Raw genomic sequence first — 19,611 nt, 5'->3', positions numbered from 1 at the left:
TAAAATCACATTTTTTATAGGGGTAAGATGACAACTCTATTATAAAATTATTTTTAAGCTTATTAAGCAAGTATATCTCTTACTTAGATTATTTATCTTTTGGTATTTGACAAAACGACTAATAATCCCGCGATAGGGGGTATTTAACGCAAGTATTTGCTACTAACTAATTTTTGTGTACAACGCAGAAAGCGTTTATTACTCGGGTTCGATTGGTTCCGTCTTCATGGAATCTAGTACCATTTCAAGTTTACCTAACTCTGAGGAACTATAATTAGACTTGTGACCTTTGATAATTTCCAGTACAGGGATTTTGTCGTCGATCCGTTGATTTTCGGCTCTGCTTCTAATAGTGATCCCGGCTGATGCGGAGGCATGTAGCAATTGCCTGGAAACAGAAGGAGTCATGTGGAATTTCTTTGTTAGTGCACTGCAGAGTCCCTGGTCTTTGTTGTCTTTTACAGGCAATACCACATTGTAGAGGTTTTTGAGCGCTTTGCCTGTTTTTAGGTTGATATTGGTAGAGGCGTAAATGATCCCGTCTATTTCTCCGTTATTTCTGATCCATTGAAGTAGCATTTGAGGGATAATATATTCTGGCTTGAAGCTGTCTGAGGGATTAGCCACCCGAATGGAACAAGCCGCAATTAGAGGCCAAATGATAAGATAACGGTAAGCTGAGATTTGCATGGGATCATCACCCCATTCTGGTTTGGTCAGATTCAAGCAACTGATAGGTTCAATTGATTCCAATCTAACCACCTGGAACTTATCCAAATTTGGACGCTTGAGTTCTTCCCATGCTACAAAAATGGCTTTTGATAAGTAAAGTGAAGGGAAACCGGGTATGCTATACCGTTGGGTAGTAACTTTGCCCCTTAGATGAAACGGGATATGAAACATTTCGCTAGTATTGAAGGGATAGTTTTCCTCTTTGATCCTTATGCGGTAAAAGCTCTCTCCTTTAGGGTACTCACGGATGTTTTGTAAGGTTTTGAAAGATCTGACTCTTTGGTCCATGGTCTTGCGGAATTTTTCGTAAGCTTTTGCTGGCTGACCATCGTAATAAAAATCCAAGGACTCACTAAGCCCATCGATGAATTTTTGTTGTACACTAATGATGGATTTTATCGTTCGTTCTTCCTTTAACCCTCTGATTTTTACAGCTATTTCGTCCACTTGCTCAAATAATCCAAGGTAATTGTTAAACATTTCTTTGATCAGGGTTCTATAATTTTTTTTTGTCGGCACTGTTTTCGGCAGCCTGAGCAATGAATCTTTAAATATCTCTTGGAAATGCATGGGTTCTTAGAGCTTAATTGTAGTTTAAGGCAAATTAATAAAAAATGTTAATTAAGGCACAACCAATCCCTTCACAATTGATCTTGATATCCTATTTATTGAAACGATAATTGAATCAACCCCTAAGGAATTGACAGAAGTTTTTTTATGATGTTTTAAATCTATTCGACTTTAGGAAGTGTGTTGTATTGAAAAAGTTTAAGTGAACCGAGCCTTATTTTTAATATATTCGATTTCTAAATATAAACAACGACCTCTAGAATGATAAATTCAAACAATCCTTTTGCAACATTTTCAGATGAACAAATTAGTGCAGCTCATGCACTTGTAGGTAAAACACTAGCTTCCGGATGGTTTGTTCGCGAAAAAGTAGTTGCAAAGCCAGGCTCTACAGGAAGTCATTTCTCAATTTGCTATCTTGTTGAGAAGGATGGACAAGTTGGGTTTCTTAAGGCTTTGAATATTTTAAAATTCTTAAACGACGAAAGGTCTGATTTTGCTACTGCAATGTCAGATATGTTGCAAACGTTTAACTTTGAGCGAGAGCTGTTGACCCGTTGTGCTTCAAAAAAATTATCCAAGGTGTCGAAACTACTAGATGCGGGTGAAGAGGTTATTCCCGGGCATTTTGTTTCTAGGGTACTATACCTAATTTTTGAAAAGGCAGATGGTGACGTCCGTAGCTATATTAATTTTTCTGAAGAAATTGATATTATTTGGAAATTGAGTTCATTACATAATATAGCTGTAGGTTTAAAGCAGTTGCATAGTATTGATATTTCACACCAAGACCTTAAGCCTTCCAACGTGTTTCTTTTTGATAAAACAGTATCTAAGGTTGGCGATTTGGGACGTTCTCTCTGCAAAACATATGATGGGCCACATTCAGGTTTAAATTTTTCTGGTGACCGTGGATATGCGCCGCCAGATTACTTTTTCGGATATATGTTACCTAATTGGGAAGATCGAGTCTTATCTGTAGATTTATATTTGTTAGGTAGTATGATTAGCTACTATTTTACTGGAAGTAGTATGACTTCTTTACTTTTTAGAAACGTAAATTCGGGCGTTGATTTAAGTACATTTAAAAATTTTGATGAAGCGTTGCCTTATTTAATAGAGGCCTTTGACAAATCACTTATAATATTTGAGGAATCTGTAGACAGTCTTCCTTTCAAGTTTGAGTTGGTAGAGCTTCTTCGTATTTTATGTTACCCGTGTCCAACTAAGAGGGGTTATCATTTGAATAATTCTACTCCAATAAAGTACAATTTTGAAAAGATAGTCACTAGACTAGATGTTATTGCAAAGAAATCTGAATATCTAATTAAAGAGTAATGGCAAGTTTTTTTGAGCAAAGTGATCGAAACGTCATACCTAACTGGCGTAGCTTCGAAAACACAACAAAGATGGGGGAGATAAATGGGTTTGAACCAGCGGGTTTAAATACAAATTTTAAGCCCGATATATCCGATTTAGAAAATGATTGGCAATTAGATAAAAACATTGGCATTGCGGCTGAATTAATTAGTCTAGGTTCTGCTTTTGGAATAGTTTCTGATACTATTAATGAGGCCGGTAAATTTGTGCTCGAGAACAAATCACAGTCTTCAAAAGAACTAATAAGAACTGCATCAAATTTTAGCTCTTATAACAAACAATTGGGAAAAGCCTCCCCTGAAATTTCAGATTTAAATGTTTTCAATAATTACAATAATCTTGATTTGATCTTTGATCAGATAAGGGAACTAAAGAAAAGGCTCATTGCTAATCCAAGAAACCCAATATCGTGGATTGACCTATCTCGCTACTATTCAATACTTGGCCAAAATGATCAAGCCAGAAAGTCTATTTTAAATGCAGTTTATTTAATTCCTAATAATAGGTTTGTACTGCGATCAATGGCGAGATTTTTTGCTCATATTGGTGAAATTGATATGGCGCATGACATTATTAGAAGACAACCGATAACAAAAATGGATCCTTGGCTAACAGCAACGGAGATCTCACTTGCATCTATTCGAGGTAGAAATTCGATGTTTGTAAAGTCTGGAATGAATTTTATTGATTCAAAAAAGTTATCTCATTTTAATTTGTCAGAAGTTGCTAGCGCAATCGGAACATTAGAAATGACTAATGGTAGTCATAAGAAAAGTAAAAAATTATTCCAATTTTCCTTACAGAATCCTAATGATAATGCTCTAGCACAAGCGGAATGGGCATTCAAAAAAGATCAGAATTTAGGTTTAATAATGCCTGCTCAACAGATCGAAGAAAATTATTTTGAAGCAGCAGCAAGGAGTTTTTATGACAAGAAGGATTGGAAAGGAGCGCTTGAGAATGCTACACAATGGTTTCTTGACTTGCCTTTTTCTAAAAGCCCTATTGTTTTTGGTTCTCATATTGCTCGGACCCATTTAGATGATCATCAAAAAGCAATAGAACTCGGAAAAATTGGTCTTATCTCACATCCAAATGATGCCATTCTAATAAATAATCTCATTTACTCTTATTGTATTTTGGATGAATTGACAGAAGCAGAAACTCTTGTTAATAAATATGATAACCTAGCGAAAACTGAGCACGAGAATATTTATTGGTTAGCTACGAAGGGGCTGTTTTTCTTTAGAACGGGCTTCCCTGATGCTGGAAGACATTTCTATCATCTAGCGATAGAGGATGCTCGGAAATTAAAAAATAAACTGGTTTTCAATTTAGCAGTTGTAAACTACACAAGAGAGGAAATAAGGATTAATTCCGAGTACGCAGATCCGTTAATGAGTCAATTAGAAATGCATTTGAAAGGAGAGGAAAATGCGGCTATTTTAAAAACTAAAAGAGAGATAGATGAGATCCTGAAGGAGAGAACATAATTGCAATTCACAAAAAAATAAATTTATCTGCTAATATGCGTGCCTTCAAAAAAACTTTCTAAGAAGAGTAGTTCACCACTAAAAATATTATGGAACAACAGGGACAAGCCGGCCAAAACGATCTATCTGATGCGTCATCTAATTCGATAATGGATCTCTCAAATTATAAATATCCTGAACTCGCTCAAGTATCTGAAAAATTCAGATGCACAATAGCCAACTCTATATCTAAACGCGATGAATGTAGCTTCCCATTGATGTTGGGAGACCACCCTAGCATTCAAGTGGAAGATTTGTTCAACCGCCCAAACCTGCTGATAGCTGGAACCACTGGCAGCGGGAAGACTCAGTTCTTGTACAACCAGATCGCTTTCTGGCTTTTCTATAAACATCCTGCCCAGTTGAAATTCATTTTCTGTGGTAGCAAGACTATAGACTATAACCTGTTTGGAAAATTGGAGAGGCACTTTCTTGCTGCTATAGATAAAGGTAGTGGTATTGTCAGCGTGGAAAATTTCAGAGAGACTGCTGCCGGAGTGATCTTTGAAATCGACGAACGCATCCGGTTGTTTACCTTGGCGGGGGTAAAAACCATCAAGCAATACAATGCACTAATCATCAAAAAGCAGCTAAACTACAACCAGGGTCATCACTTTCTGCCTGATATCGCGATGATTATAGATGACCTCTACAACTTTAGTTGTACTGAAGAACTGGATAGTCTGCTGATCCTGCTTACCCAAAAAAATAGCCACACCGGAGTCTACGTAATGGCTGCCACCAGCCAAGTTAACAGCCCCAACATATCCAGACAGCTCCGTAGTAACTTTGTACTGCGGTTAGCTTTCCGCTTGATATCCCAAAGTGATTCCAAAAAGATCCTTGACAGTATTGGTGCAGAAAAGCTCACTGAACCAGGAGAGTTGATTTATAACTTCAGCGGACAGCTTATTAAAGCAAAGCAGCCTTATGTCGAATACGAAGAACTGCAAGGCCTTGTAGAGGACATTGCTGCACAAAAGGGATATCCTGACAGTTATAGACTATTCAATCCGAATCCTGAGCCTGAAATAGACCTAGATGTGTTGGACCCTTTGATTGAAGATGCTGCACGGCTCATTGTCATGCATCAACAAGGCTCAACTTCATTAATCCAGCGTAAACTCAAACTCGGATACAACAGAGCTGGAAGAATGATAGATCAGCTGGAAGTTCTAGGTATCATTGGTCCTTTTGAAGGTAGCAAAGCTAGGGAAGTTCTGATTCCTGACAATTATGCACTGGAACAATTTTTTATGGATCTTTTTAAACCTGATTTTGAAAAGAAGACTGAGAAAGAGCAAGCAAATATAACTGAAACCTTTGTAGATCATTCAATAGTAACAAGCCTTGACCAACATTTAGTAAAGCAGCAGGTATTGCAAACGTCAGTAGTTGTCCAGAGTTCAATGCCCATGAAACAAGGGTTCTGGCAGAAATTTAAAAACCTATTTTAACTACATACTAAACAAAAAGCCAAATGCTCGAAAAAGGTACTATTAATGATCTGGCTGAATGCCTCCGTGAAGATTTAAAGAAACCAAAGAATGGAATACTTAATACCACTTTCTAGCATTTTGACCGTAAAATTTAAGGTTTAAATCTTGCTGTTAGTTTTCCAAATGATTAGATTCTTAATTTGTCCTACTATTGACAATTAATGCGGAACTTGGTTATAATTTACCAAAATGTGCATATATCATTGTCTCCATGTTAATCAGTTCAGTATGTTGCCTTTCCAAACTGTTGATCATAGATTTTAGTATTAGTTTGGAAGGGTTGAGTTCAATGGTTTTACTTAAAAGCTCATCTGACAAATTTTTTTCATAGCTTTCCTCCATAAGTTTTACATAGGCGTCGATTGAAATTCCGGGAAAAAGTTCACTAGAACCAAGACTATGTTTTTTAGAAATGGAAATCAGGTCATTGCGAACTTTCATGGATGTGGCTTGAGTTGACCGAAACTGAATAATTAAATGTTCAATTTCTTCTTTCGGTTTGTCAAGAAAGGTTTTCTTATAGGTAAACCAAGCTATCAGTAAACCCAATATTCCGATGGTCATCTCAATCATAGAGGCACAGCTTTTTTGTCATTTGTTAAAGAATTAATACCTTAATCAAATATACATTTATCTAAATGAACAACGCAATCAACATATTAAGCCTTATTGATGACCGAAGTAGAGATTTGTACGAGCTGATAACCTCTAAGTTTGAAGTCGCGTTTGAGTCTTCGTTTAACGGTGAGTACTCTGTTTATCGAATTGATAAACAGATGACGTTCTATATTCCTATTGATCATTATTGTGTGGATAGTTTTAGCCATGAGCTTTTGCATGGCTACATAGATTGTTTTGAGATATATTTGGGCAGTAATTTTAAGAACACTATGTGGCAAAGCAATATCTTAAGAATACTATTTGACAATCAGCTGGCTGAGCATCTGACAAATAGCATTTCCCATACCCTGATGTTGCCTCTTTATCTGGATAGGGGATTTGACAGAACAAAATTCTTACTGGATTATCACACCTTTAAAGCCGAGGCAGGTTTTATCAATCGGATAGGAAAAAATTATAAACAAGGAAATCGATATAATTTATTAGCGGTTAGAAATTTTATTGGTAAGTTTTTTGCTTTTAAGTGCGATCCTAATCCCACATTCGACTACGAAGATGAACTCGGGCAATTGCGAAAGATTGACCTTCAGCTTTACCGCATTGTCGAAAACTATTTTTTGCAATGGAAAGATTATGATTTTACTGATGATGAGTTTAGCGATTACAGAATAATAAATTCTGATTTTTATGCGAATCTAAAGCCTTGGATGAATGGTAAAAAGTTTATCTAATCAATTGACCATGGTGAAAGCTGATTTTTCTTTCTTAACTGACGCTGTTGAGCTATTTAATACCAGAGAATTATCCCTAATATTTTGGTGCTCAATATTGTTAATTTGGTTGATTTCGTCAGAAAATATGCGTGCTTCCTTGGCAAGTGTTGTGATGGCCTTTTTTTGCAGGCAGTTTGTGTATGTGTATTTTATTGCACTAATTTATATCGGCTGTTGTATAGTTTTCCTTAATAAAATGGGAATATGGGATAAAACTCTAGTCAAAGATACTATCATGTGGACGATATTTGTGGCCTGGCCATTAATGTTTAAAGCATCTAAGATTACAAGTTTCCAAGAGTTCATAAAAGAGATCATTAAACCTTTGATTGCATTTTCGATACTTTTTGAATATATCTTCGGCTTGTATACCTTCCGATGGTGGATAGAATTTCTTACGGTTCCCTTAATGGTAATGATCGGTGGTATGATAGCTGTAAGTGAACGAAATCCTGAATATCAGAAGGTACATAAGTTACTTAATGGAACAGTTACCTTTTTGGGATTAACAAGTTTAATATTTATTTGTATCCACTTGTTTCAGTATTACGAACAGTATACAAACCGCCTTGTACTAATGCAGTTTTTAATGCCGTTGTTTTTGTCCCTGTTATTTTTACCCCTATTATATGGACTAGCTATGTATGTCCATTATGAAAGTACTTTTCAGGTTTTGGAACGGCACTTTCGGCACCGTTCTATGTACCGATATGCATTGTTTATGGCGATGATCAGGTTCAATGCTGATCTGGAAGGAATGCTTCGGTGGAAGCAGATGGTTTTAAGCAAGAACTTAAAAAGTAAAGCTGAACTCGACAATGCTGTCAATCTAATTAAGACTTTACAAAGGTCAGAGCGAAAACCTTATACTGTTAATGAAGGTTTGGGATGGTCACCTTATCAGGTGAAAGATCTTCTGGATACAAAAGGAATAACAACATCTGATTACAAGAATACAATTGATGATGAATTTTCCGCTATTTCTTTTCCTGTAAAGCTCTACGGCAGTTCCGTATTTTCAGATACTATAACCCTTATGGTAATTGGAAAGCAGCTGTTCGCTACGAAACTTGATTTGGGACTAAAAGTATTTGATGGTTCAATTGATGACTCAACTTCTACACAGGAACTGCTGAATTGTGCAGAAACACTTTATCAAGGCGTATATGAAGAAATATTACCTAGGGAGATTAAAACAGCTATTTTAGAGGGTCAAAACTATTCTTTTATAAAAGCCAACGCTAGGTTGTTGGTCAAAAAGAATCTTTGGCAAAATCAAATGGAGGGTTACAGCATTGATTTTAAAATTATCCATAATAATCATATAGATTAAACTTCAAATTACTCTACTAGAGATAAATTCATTTTTTAGCATATCTCTAGTAGAGAAAAATGTGATTTTTATACACATAAAAACACTCTTCTAGAGACTGCAAGTGCACCATTTCAATTAAATTGTTTGATGCTTGGATAAAACAATTATCTGCCAAATATCACTTTAAAAGCTATTTTTTGTCCGTTTTCTTTTTCCAGGTTCGCTTATATTTTAATGCGAAATCTCTACTAAGGGGTTCTTGTTTGACCAACTCGCTAATCCTTGCGATTTTTCTTAAATCATCAATAAATTTTTTTGAGTTCAGTTCGAAAGGGAGCACAGAGAGAAGCCTTAGAGAAATCTAAGGCTTTTTTGCGTTTAATGTAATTCTAATCTCTGTCTAGGCCGTCGGTGTATCCCATAGATTTGAGTCTTTCCTTTATAATTTTGTCTATTTTAGCTTTAGTGGTATAAAAGGCAAGAATTTTCAATGAATCTGGTCTAGGAAGTTTAACGAAATTTTCGAAGTCAATTGCTGTTTCATAAATTCTAAGATGACTCAGGTTTTTTAATTTTTCTATACCTGTAAGTGTGGTAAAGGTTTTGCAGTTTAATAGCTTAAAATCCTCTAAATCTTTTAAGGTCTGATCAACGTGTAATTCTTTTAATTGTATATTGTCCTCAATTCGCAAAGTCTTTAATTTGCTAAAGTTGGATATGTTATTGAAACTATTAAAGCCTCGTACCCAAACAATTTCTAAATTTTCAATATCATTTTTTTCTATCTCCTCAATATTGCTTCGACCACCAAGAATAATTTTTAAGGTCTTAAGTTCTTTGAGTTTATTAATGAAGTTTAGAGGGACTTTGGAAACCGAATTCAGATTAAGCTGATTCAATTTGTTGAGTTCTCCTATTGCATCAATGTTTTTCGTGTGTCCACCAACCATCAGTGTCGTCAAGTTGCGATAGTTTCTTAGGTGCTCCAAATTAAATGCCTTTGTTCTGGTATCTGTCAGCATTAGGTATTTAATCTTATGGAGATTTTCCGCACCCAATATTTCGGTTTCTTTCATTTCAAAAATGCCGAGTCCAAATCGTTCAAGATGCATAAGTTTAGTAACGATCTCCAAGTTTTTAACTTCCAACATGCAGTCCAGAGACAAATATTTTACGTCAGGTATCCTTTCCAGGTTTTTACAATCGAAGGTGTGGCCATAGAACCTGACACCAAAATGAGAATCACAGTGCTTGCAAAGATTATTAATCTCATTGAGAAGCTTATCGGTATAAAATTTATCCGAAAATTGTACGATGACATCCCAACCTGATTTGATCTGTTTTTCGATTACTTGATGGTCAAGTTCTTTTGGATTTTGGATTCTGTTTTGTAGGATCATGAGCATTACTTTGGGGGGCAAGATAATCGATCCTAATTCAAAATACAATGAGTATTAGGATCTGATTTTTTACAATAGCCGTATTCTCTTAAACTAAGTCTAGCTTTATTAAAAGAGTCATCTGATAGGGTTGTCTAAGTTCTCATAACATGGGGCTAATGAATTTACAAATAGTTTGCCCTATAAGAATTGGATATGTATTTCTGATTTAAAGTTGAAACAATTATTTAAACTTCAAACTACTCTACTAGAGATAAAATCATTTTTTAGCATATCCCCAGTAGAGATAAATGTGATTTTTTATACACATAAAAAACACTCTCCTAGAGATTGCATTGCATTATTTGATTTGAGTTATTTAGTACTTGGATAAAACCATTATCTGCTAAATTATCACGACAAGAGCTATTTTTTATCCTTTTTCTTTTTCCAGGTCCGCTTATATTTTAATGTAAAATCTCTACTAAGGGGTTCCTGGGTAACCAACTCACTAATCCGAGCAATTTTCCTTAAATCGTCAATGAATTTTTTTGAGTTCAGTTCGAAGGGGAGCACCACAGAAAGAGGGAATTTCAGCAATGAGATTCCCTCTTTTTTTATTCATTTTCTCTGAAATATTGATTGATATATCTGATTTATTTAATTAAGGTGTATAACAATTTAGGCCTAATCAGCACTGGATAGTATCTTGATTAGGCCTAAAAAAGATATTTCAGATTGACAATTATTTAATTGATTTTAACATTTCTATAACAGCCATTTCTATTTGTGTATCTGATCCACCTAAATAAGATTCGTATTTAACAGGAACCCGAATGTCAGGTTCAACCTGCAGATTCTCTGTTGTACGGTTTTCTTTTCCAATCGTACCAACCATAGGTATTCCAAAAACAAGGGTAGGGTCTATCTGACGTTCCCACCATACTGCAGTTCCCGTACCTGCAACAGGCATACCGATCAGTTTGCCCAGTCCGTTTTGTTTGTAGATATAAGGGAAGATAAATGCATCGCTATAATTGGCTTCATTCATCACTACGCAACTGGGTTTAGACCATCTCACATTGGGTTCTCCTCCTTTTAACCTATTCCCCTGGGGCGAAAACTCAAGGTATTTTTTGCCCGAAAGGAAGGTATTCAGATCATCATGCAGCCATCCACCACTATTAAAACGGGTATCTACAATCAGCGCCTCTTTTTCGAGATTTTTGCCCAGAACTACATCAAAAGTTTCTCTGAAACTGGCATCATTCATGCCTTCTACATGAACATATCCAACTTTACCACCACTTAATTTATCTACCATCTGCTCCATTTTAGCAATCCACCTTTTGTACATCAGGCTGTTCTCTTCAGCCATTCCTACTGGCCTGATGGTTTCTGTCCATTTATTTTTGCTGGATGGATCATAAAAGCTTAGCAGGGTGTTCTTACCTTTTTTGTTGTTCAGATATTTCGCCCAATCCACATTAGCGGTAATAACCTCGTTATCAATTTCCATTAGCAGATGACCGGCTTTTACTTTGCTTTTCTTTGTCGCCAATGGACCTCCGGTAATTACTTCGGTAACTTTTAAGCCTTCGCCTGCATTTGTTTCATCAAATAACAATCCGAGTTTTGCTGTCTCATCTGCATTGCTGACCATTGGGGTATAGCGTCCGCCTGTATGAGAAGCATTGAGTTCTCCAAGTATCTCGCTTAGTAATTCCTGGAAATCGAAATTATTATTAACATGAGGCAGGAAGCGCGCATAAGTTTCTCTATACATTGCCCAGTCAACACCGTGCAACTTAGGATCATAAAATTTAGCTTTCACCTGTCGCCATGCGTGATCAAAAATGTAGGCTCTTTCGGCTGAGGCATCTATCATCATATCGCTACTAATGCCGATAGGGGTAACCCTACCACTTTCGCTATCTACTTTTACAAGTCTGCCACGGTTACTTACAAACAATGATTTCCCATCTTTGCTTATTTCAATCCCTCCCGGACTACCGGAAAGCTTAGCTAAAATCTTAGTTTCCCTGCTGCGTGTATCGGTAACCCATAGATCGTAACCACTTTCAAATGATGATAAATAATATAATTTACCAGCATCTGCATTTAAAACATAACCTCCTAAAGAACTACTGTTTATGGTCAGTTTTACTTTTCTGTTTTCCAGGTTAGTGAAATCTGGAACAAACACTTTTTTGCTGGTATCCTGCTTAGCTGGTTTTGCTGTCGTTTTTATGGTGTCTTTTGGTGTTAAGCGTTCACGTTGTTCTCTTTCCTTTAATAAGTCGAAGTCTGCTTTGCTCATAGAAGCGCGGTCGTAAGCTTCCTGATCCAGGAAAAGGCCAAATATGTCCATTTCCCTGCTACCTTGAATAGCCAGTGATTTGCGCCCTTCTCTTGAACTTGCCCAGGTAATCATCTTTCCATTCAATGCCCATTTGCCGGAATACTCACCAAAGCCACTATTTACGGGGTAAAGTGCATTTCCAGATCCGTCGGCCTTAAAGATAGCCAGATTGCTCCGCGACATATATCCCTTCTGATCATCTGTCAGAATATATTTACTATCAGGGCTCCATTGAAAACCCCAGTCGCCATCACTGTAGGAATGATTATGCCCTTTAGGCAAAATCGTACGGCTGCTCTTACTTTTGATATTATATACTTTTAGAATGTTCCGGTCTTCGATATAAGCAATCTCTTTCCCGTCAGGAGATATTTCAGGCTGGTATTGTTCAGATACTCCCTGGATAACGGGCTCATCCTGTATTACAGTAGCCGCGAAAAAGTATGGTTCCTCTTTTTGTACAATGCTGCTTTTGTAAATATCCCAGCTGCTACCACGTTCAGAAGCATAATAAAGTATTTTACTATCCGGCGACCAGGTTACCATCCTTTCCTGCTGAGGAGTTTTTGTAATTTGTTTGGTCTGACCATTTTCTACGCTGGTTACAAACACTTCGCCGCGATTAACAAAAGCAATTTCTTTACCATTCGGACTAAGTGCAAATTCACTCACATTACCCATTATCGGTTCCGTTCTGGTCAGGTTATCCCGCCCATCATTCAGAATATTTATATTCAGTTTTTTCGGTTGTCCGTTTTTTAATGTATAAATCTCTCCGTTTTGAGAAAAACAAAGCGTATTGTCTTTTGCGATAGTCAGATGTCTTACCGGGTTATTTTTAAAAGTAGTCAGCTGCTGATAGTTTTTCTGTCCGCTGGCAGGTATTTGGTAGATATTCTGATTTCCATTTTTTTCACTGAGGAAATAAATGCTTTTATCATCAGGACTAAAAACCGGGTTACGGTCTTCTCCCTCGAAACCAGATACCTGAGTATAGGTATTTGTTTTTACATCCATGATCCAGATGTCACGGGTTACCGATGATGTATGATGTTTCCTCCAACTGTCTTCATATCCTTTTTTATCCTCAAACACGAGCAAGCTTCCGTCTTTGTTATAGCTCGCATTTTCAATGCCCGCAGGACTAACCAATATAGGCTTCCCACCCTCAGTTTTTACTTTATAAAGATTCTGGAAAATACGTGGGCTATGAAATCTTGCACTTTCTGCAGTACCGTTTCTGGCACTTCCAAATAATACATTTTTGTTATCAGGTGTAAAATCATAAGGATAATCATTTGCGCTGTTAAAGGTGAGTCGGGTAGGGGAACCACCTGTGGTAGCCACTAAAAACACATCGAAATTGCCATAGCGGTTACTAGCAAAGGCAATGGATTTGCCGTCTTTACTCCATGTTGGCATCATATCATGTGCCTCATTTAAAGTTAAAGGTACAGCCTGTCCGCCTGTACTGGCGACCAGATATATATCGCCTTTATAGCCAAATGCAATCTGTTTTCCATCAGGAGAGATCGCAGGGTACCTTAACCATAAGGGACTAACCTGTGCCGATGCCATAAAGGACGAAAACACGAGAGACGCAACTAGTAATAGTTTTTTCATTTCCTGTAAGTTGAATTTATAATGCAACAAAGATGCATTATCTATGTTGGACTGACCAAATGTTCCTTGAAATTATGTGCAACTTTGTTGCTACAAAGGAAAGGAGGATCATACTATAGTGGTATGAAAATTACGGATATTTATATTACGCCAACGGGATGGATACGGTTATTTCGGTGCCTTTCGAGTCTGAATGTATTTTAGTTTCACCGTTTAGGGATTGAACCCTGCGTCTGATGGATTGCAGGCCCATAGTTGATTTTCCGTTGACGGATTTCTTTTCGTCTAATCCTATCCCGTCATCGTTTATAGTCAATATAAGGTTATCTTCTTCCTCGTAAATTAGGATACCTACATTTTTAGCTTTGGCATGCTTGATAATATTGGTGATCGCCTCTTGTATGATACGGAGTAATGCAATTCGTGTATCCATGCCGACCCCTGTTAATGAGCTATCGTCAATGTGAATAGCTTTATTGTAGCGGCTATCAGGCAGGGAGCTGTCGGTAAGTAATATGATCTGCTTTTCAAAAGACTGTTCTTGTTGTTTATCAGCGGCACTAAACCATTCATGGCTTTTGTTTCTGGCTGCTGCGTAGGCATGCTCTGTGTCTGTTTGTAATTCACTTAATTTCTTTTTTAAGTCAACATCATTGGTGTCTATAGATAACGTTTCCAACTGGTGTTTGATTGCGGCAATGGACGAGGAAAGGCCGTCATGAAGGTCTTGGCCAAGCCGCTGTTGTTCTTCCCTTACAGCCTGATGTTTAGCTTCCTCCATGGCGATGATCTGCAAATTGGCCACGTTGTTGAGGCTTTCTATTCGGGCTTTTGCTTTCCTGTTCAGGCGGAGCATGATTAAATAGGTGGTTAAGACAATAAGGATGGAGGAAATAGAAATGACCAGTAGCCATAGCGTTCGTTGTGCATTTTTCTCACTTAGGAGCTTGTTATCATTCTGTATATCATTATACTTGACGTAATCCCCGAAAAATTTTTTTGATTTTTCCCAGTCTACTGCCATCGCTTTTTCCAGTTCAACATAGATTTTAATGATTTCGTCTTTGTCATCCAGTTTGTTAGCAGTCTCTAAAGCACAATTTAAAATGTAGATTTCAAAGTTCAAGCTCCCACTTTTCTGTGCTACTTCATAAGCCTGGTACAGATATTTAAGTGCCACTCTGGGCTTGTTTTCATAAAAACCAGTGATTAGGAAGAGTGCATTGATCTGCAGATTTGCGTTGCCAACCCGCTGTGCTTCTGATAATAAGTATCTTGCGCGGGGCAATGCTTGCTGAGATAGACCATTTGAATCCAATAAACGTGCCTGCCCCAATTGATTAAAAATCAGCATGCGTTCATCTTTATAGCGGTTTGCAATTGCTCTGGATTTGCCCATGTAGTAATTAACGGAGTCATTGGAAAGACTCGAATTTCTATTATAATAGTTCGCATATGCTTCAGACATAATGCTGTCTTTTTTTAGCTTTTTTCCAGTTTGTATAGCTTTTTGCAATAGCGATAGAATCTTTGTCCTGTCGGAGATACCCTTATTCTCAACTTCTGCCATGTCCAGATATACGCGGACAATTTTTTCTATATCATTATACTGCTGATACTGCGGTAATAATTTGCCGAGTAATTCCAGCGATTGTGCGTATAATCCTCTTTTAAATAAAGCAAAAGCAATGATATGCTCTGCCTCTGTTTGCCCTTCCTGATAATGTATATTAGCTGCCATACGTTTGGCCTTCATTCCATAGTAAAAGCAGCTGTCTGCATTTCTGCTCCGGTAAAGTGTTCCCAATCGGTTTAGGCTGTTGACCATGCTAACACTATCCTTAATGAATGGCAGTGCCCGTAGCTCCTGCTTAATCTGCGGGAGTTGGCCCTGTGCAAAGTTATTACAAAGACAAAATAACAAAATCAGGAGCAAGCAGGGGCTGGGTTTTAGGCGATGCATAATGGGTATAAAAACTATGGTTAGATTAACTCCTGCACACGCGCATACGCTAATAATTCCGTAATCGAGTTTACATCTGCCTTCCCCATCATCTTGCGCCGATGCGCCACAATCGTATGTTTGCTAAGGTGCACCTGTTCCGCGGTGTCGGCAATAGATAATCCTTTCGCAAAGTACTGCAAAATTTCCAGTTCCCGCGCCGTAAATGGTATTTTACTACTATGATTTGTATTCGCTACAATTTCACTGATTATCGGGCAAAGGTATTGTTCGCCAAGAGCTATTGTTGTCAGGCATTGGAGTATTGTATTGAATCCAGATGATTTGCTGACAAATCCGTTTGGGTTATAATCCAGAACATTCGTCACTGCTGTAGGGCTGATGATGGAACTCATTACAATGATAATGAGCTGCCGATTCAATCGTTTAGCCTCATTGATGAGTGTAAGTCCATTTCCATCTTTCAGGTAATAATCCAAAAATAAGTAAATGGGTGCTTGAGAATGTTTAACTAGAAAACGGGTTAATTCTCGTTCATCATTAAGCGTGTGCACAGCACTGAAAAGATTCACCCGTTCTATCAATGACGAAAAAGAATCGGCGAATAAAAGGTGGTCATCAAGGACAATAGCAATTGCGTTAGTTTTCTCCATAAATTTTGTTTAAAGTAGCAAAAGTATGGTGTTAGATTGGTCATAAGTACGAATGATTGTAAACAAATGGATATGAATAGCTGATTTATGCCATGTTTTAATCATATAATAGCATTTTTTAGGTATCTATTTTTGGTTAGTCCAGGCTTAAGATAGTCAATTTATGTAGAATTATACCAAGTCATTTGAATAACGATATTAGGATTTTCGTTATTAAATCCCACTTGTTGTAATTGTATGGGTTACATTAATTCCCATGTATTATTTGTTTCATGTTTCAATAGCAAATTATTGTTATTCTACTAAATATCGTAATAAAAAGATGTTATAATGCATAGACATCTGTTTCACTGTTGTTGTACAGTAGTACTTTTAGGTGTTGGTATGACAAATCTAAACTACACCAGCTTAAAAAGTATAAACGCACTAACCTATGAAAAACAACAATTGAACTAGATTATGAAACAAAAGCCTAATTAACCTCATTATCGCTTTCGGGCTGCTGTTTGCTCTCTATAATCCTGTAAGGTCACAGTTTATGATTTGATAAATTGAACACAATAGGAGATGGATATTTGAAATCACATCTGGAATGTCTTAATGTGCTACAGACATTTTATTTCGATTCCACGGGTGTCATTAATCGCTATCCGAATCGGAGATATCTTGATTAAAGACATATCTAAGAGCATAAAAATCAGCCTCCGCCCCCCCACACAAACTGTCATATAGAAAAGTCATACGACATTGATACAACCAAACCAAAGGTCTGCCAAGACTATACCATCACCTATTATAAGGATAAAAATTATCGCATGAAACATTTTACTAAATTTTATTATTTCACATCATTATTGATCTGCTTTCTGTTCTCGGGGCAGTATAGTTATGCTGACGGATCAAAGGATTTGTATCCAAGCGGGGTTGGCGGAAATCGAGCATTTATGTTGAGTAAAAAGGATCCGTTTGGGACTACTTCTGACCGTTCTTATCCATTTGTAAATTTAGGTGTACATTATGTATATGCTAATGTAGGAGAAAGTATAGCAGTTGCTTCGAGTGCGCAGGGGGTTGGAAATGGACAGATTTACATTACTAGACCTAATGGAGTTGTTGTTCAAAGTGTGGTAGGTAATACGATTGGTCAGATAGGGGGAGCTACTGCTAACGACAGGAGAGCAAATGAGTTGTCCGGACCGAGAATTGGTTATACTCCTTTTAATCACATCGCTGCCGAGGAGGGCATTTATAAAATAGAATTTGTCCCGACAGGAGGCGAGAATTCAAACACAGCAACTCAAGTTGATATTAGTGCTAATTCAGGCTGGAGTCAAGCTACAAACTCAAGCTTGATTGCTGCCTGGGATGTATCAGTATTTCCTGCAACTACAGGAACTATACCTATTAAAGGAAGAGTGTATTCAAATGTCTTTACTTTTTTGATAAATGGAGGGTCGGCTCTGGCTAGTTCTAGCAAAGGTTTTAAAGCAGTTTACTACGTTTTAACAAGCGACGGGTATGTTTATAAAGTTGATAATAATGGAAATAATGGCGTTGGTTTTACCTCTTTTGTAAATAACCAAGGTTTTACAACTAAGCTATCCGGAGTTATTGAACCGTCATACAAGAGTATGGATAAATCCTTTGGATTTACGGTGGATGAGCTTCAGGATCCAAGAAAACAGGATGCAGGGACTAGTGTGACACATAAAATGTTTTATACAATTCCAAATAGTGACTTACCAAGCACTTCTACAGGAGCGGTACCGGGAGGTAGCACCTGGTTGAAGAATAGTCGATTAGCTCCTAAGGTTGAGAATCTTGATGTAGAAGGTGTTGACGGAACGATTGGACAAGTAAGCAATAAAGGTGGTTTTATTAAATTTGATGCCAATTTGCCCGGGCGATATACTTTGATTATTTCAAGTTTAAAAGCCATAGGAGACCCATTATATTTTCCTGCCCGTACAATAAAGGGGAATGCTGTTCTAGGTACTAATAGCGTTCGTTGGGATGGTAAGGACGGAGGGCCGGCAGGGGATGGCGTAGCAAGTAACCCTTTACCTTCGGGTAATGTGCCGGCAAAATTAACCGTGCAGTTACAGGGGGCAGAGGTTCACTTCCCTTATATTGATATGGAAATAAATCCCGATGGTATTAAGTTACAACTATTAAAATCAGACAATATTACAGTCGAATCAGATGTTGTTTATTGGGATGATAGCATGGTGTTAGGAGGACAGGCAAATCAGAAGTCAAATCCTACTACAAATTTAACTGGTTTGCCGAGCGCTAGTGGAACACCTAATGGTCATAAGTGGGGAAGTTATACGGCTGATAATCCGGGTGGTTCAGGCAACGGTGGGACAGGGTCATATAGTTTTGGAAATGAAAAAGCGATGGATACCTGGACTTATGTATTAGGAGATCAGGAAGAACGCGCAATTGATATCAGCGTTAAAACAGCCGATTTAGAAGTCGTTAGCATTACTACACCTAGCGTGATCGTAAAAATTGGTGACGATATTGTATATACTGTTATAGCGAGAAATAATGGCCCATCTGATGTGTTGAAAGCACCATTTGCGTTTAATGTTCCGACTGGTTTTGAAATAATTGAAGCACCAGTTCCGACTTCCAGTTGTGCTGCAGTGGAGCACGATGGAGCTATTTCTACTTCTAAGACTAGTTATACTTCAAAATTGGATCTAGCTAATGGTTGTGCAATTACCTATGTGTTTAAAGTAAGAGCAACATCTTCAGCGAATTTTGGTACAATGAATGTTGATGCCACAATCATGCGTCCCAATGATGTAACGGATCCCGATGCGACAAGTACAATTACTCCAATTGTCCCACCAACTGATCCATATGTTGAAATTGATAATAATGGTTTCGGTGGGGTAAGTAATAATATTAAAAAAAGTGGGGTTGTAACTTTAGTTGATAAACTGACTGCCACGAAATCTATTTTTGGTAACCCTACAAGTGTTGCCGCCGGCCAAACTTTGATTTACCAGATAGTATTGGCTAACGGTAGCAGCGTCGCCAAAACAGGCGTTACGGCAAGTGACGTATTACCTGCCACATTAACGGGTGCTACCGGGATCAGTCATGGAGGTACTTTAACCGGACAAACAATCAACTGGACGAACTTAACGGTTCCTGCCAATGGTACTTTGACTTTGAGTTTCAGCACTACGGTGGTG

The 19,611-nt window shown here is 37.6% G+C and carries 11 protein-coding genes and 1 pseudogene; 6 read left to right on the top strand and 6 right to left on the bottom strand.

All coding sequences use genetic code 11. From position 1 onward, the window contains the following. Positions 1–198: 198 nt before the first annotated feature. A complete protein-coding gene (locus R2Q84_RS21685; RefSeq protein ID WP_316818699.1) occupies positions 199–1,212 on the bottom strand; it encodes an RES domain-containing protein in 1,014 nt (337 codons plus the stop codon). 351 nt (positions 1,213–1,563) lie between these two features. Here R2Q84_RS21685 and R2Q84_RS21680 point away from each other — a divergent pair, with 351 nt between their 5' ends. The 3 genes from R2Q84_RS21680 to R2Q84_RS21670 all read left to right on the top strand — a co-directional run bounded on the left by R2Q84_RS21680 (position 1,564) and on the right by R2Q84_RS21670 (position 5,671). Then, positions 1,564–2,640, top strand: a complete 1,077-nt coding sequence (locus R2Q84_RS21680) for a protein kinase domain-containing protein (RefSeq protein ID WP_316818698.1) — start codon at positions 1,564–1,566, stop codon at positions 2,638–2,640. After that, positions 2,640–4,175, top strand: a complete 1,536-nt coding sequence (locus R2Q84_RS21675) for a hypothetical protein (protein ID WP_316818697.1) — start codon at positions 2,640–2,642, stop codon at positions 4,173–4,175. Before R2Q84_RS21680 ends, R2Q84_RS21675 begins: the two co-directional genes overlap by 1 nt. 89 nt (positions 4,176–4,264) lie before the next feature. After that, positions 4,265–5,671 carry a DNA translocase FtsK gene (locus R2Q84_RS21670; protein ID WP_316818696.1) on the top strand — a complete coding sequence of 469 codons (1,407 nt, stop codon included), beginning with the start codon at positions 4,265–4,267 and terminating at the stop codon, positions 5,669–5,671. A 216-nt stretch (positions 5,672–5,887) separates the two neighbouring features. Here the strand turns inward: R2Q84_RS21670 and R2Q84_RS21665 are convergent, their stop codons facing one another. Next, on the bottom strand, positions 5,888–6,286 hold the full coding sequence (locus tag R2Q84_RS21665) for a hypothetical protein (protein WP_316818695.1): 399 nt from the start codon (positions 6,284–6,286) through the stop codon (positions 5,888–5,890). 65 nt (positions 6,287–6,351) lie between these two features. Here R2Q84_RS21665 and R2Q84_RS21660 point away from each other — a divergent pair, with 65 nt between their 5' ends. Beyond that, a complete protein-coding gene (locus R2Q84_RS21660) occupies positions 6,352–7,065 on the top strand; it encodes a hypothetical protein (RefSeq protein ID WP_316818694.1) in 714 nt (237 codons plus the stop codon). Continuing rightward, the gene (locus R2Q84_RS21655; protein ID WP_316818693.1) at positions 7,046–8,440 is read left to right on the top strand and encodes a hypothetical protein; all 1,395 of its coding nucleotides are present in this window, start codon (positions 7,046–7,048) and stop codon (positions 8,438–8,440) included. Before R2Q84_RS21660 ends, R2Q84_RS21655 begins: the two co-directional genes overlap by 20 nt. A gap of 371 nt (positions 8,441–8,811) precedes the next feature. On the opposite strand, the gene R2Q84_RS21650 is transcribed toward R2Q84_RS21655, so the two are convergent. The 4 genes from R2Q84_RS21650 to R2Q84_RS21635 all read right to left on the bottom strand — a co-directional run bounded on the left by R2Q84_RS21650 (position 8,812) and on the right by R2Q84_RS21635 (position 16,402). Further along, a complete protein-coding gene (locus R2Q84_RS21650) occupies positions 8,812–9,822 on the bottom strand; it encodes a hypothetical protein (protein ID WP_316818692.1) in 1,011 nt (336 codons plus the stop codon). A 724-nt stretch (positions 9,823–10,546) separates the two neighbouring features. Next, positions 10,547–13,786, bottom strand: a complete 3,240-nt coding sequence (locus tag R2Q84_RS21645) for a S41 family peptidase (RefSeq protein ID WP_316818691.1) — start codon at positions 13,784–13,786, stop codon at positions 10,547–10,549. 145 nt (positions 13,787–13,931) lie between these two features. Further along, the gene (locus R2Q84_RS21640) at positions 13,932–15,614 is read right to left on the bottom strand and encodes a sensor histidine kinase (protein ID WP_316818690.1); all 1,683 of its coding nucleotides are present in this window, start codon (positions 15,612–15,614) and stop codon (positions 13,932–13,934) included. A gap of 155 nt (positions 15,615–15,769) precedes the next feature. Continuing rightward, positions 15,770–16,402, bottom strand: coding sequence for a response regulator transcription factor (locus tag R2Q84_RS21635; protein ID WP_316818689.1), 633 nt, complete (start codon positions 16,400–16,402; stop codon positions 15,770–15,772). An 815-nt stretch (positions 16,403–17,217) separates the two neighbouring features. On the opposite strand from R2Q84_RS21635, the pseudogene R2Q84_RS21630 reads away from it, so the two are divergent. Next, a pseudogene (locus R2Q84_RS21630) lies at positions 17,218–19,611 on the top strand (gliding motility-associated C-terminal domain-containing protein); the annotation flags it as partial.

The sequence above is a fragment of the Pedobacter nyackensis genome (assembly GCF_032678475.1).
Taxonomy (GTDB): Bacteria; Bacteroidota; Bacteroidia; order Sphingobacteriales; family Sphingobacteriaceae; genus Pedobacter; species Pedobacter nyackensis_A.
Note: the sequence above shows the minus strand (reverse complement) of the source record. Positions and strands in the feature narration are given on the sequence as shown.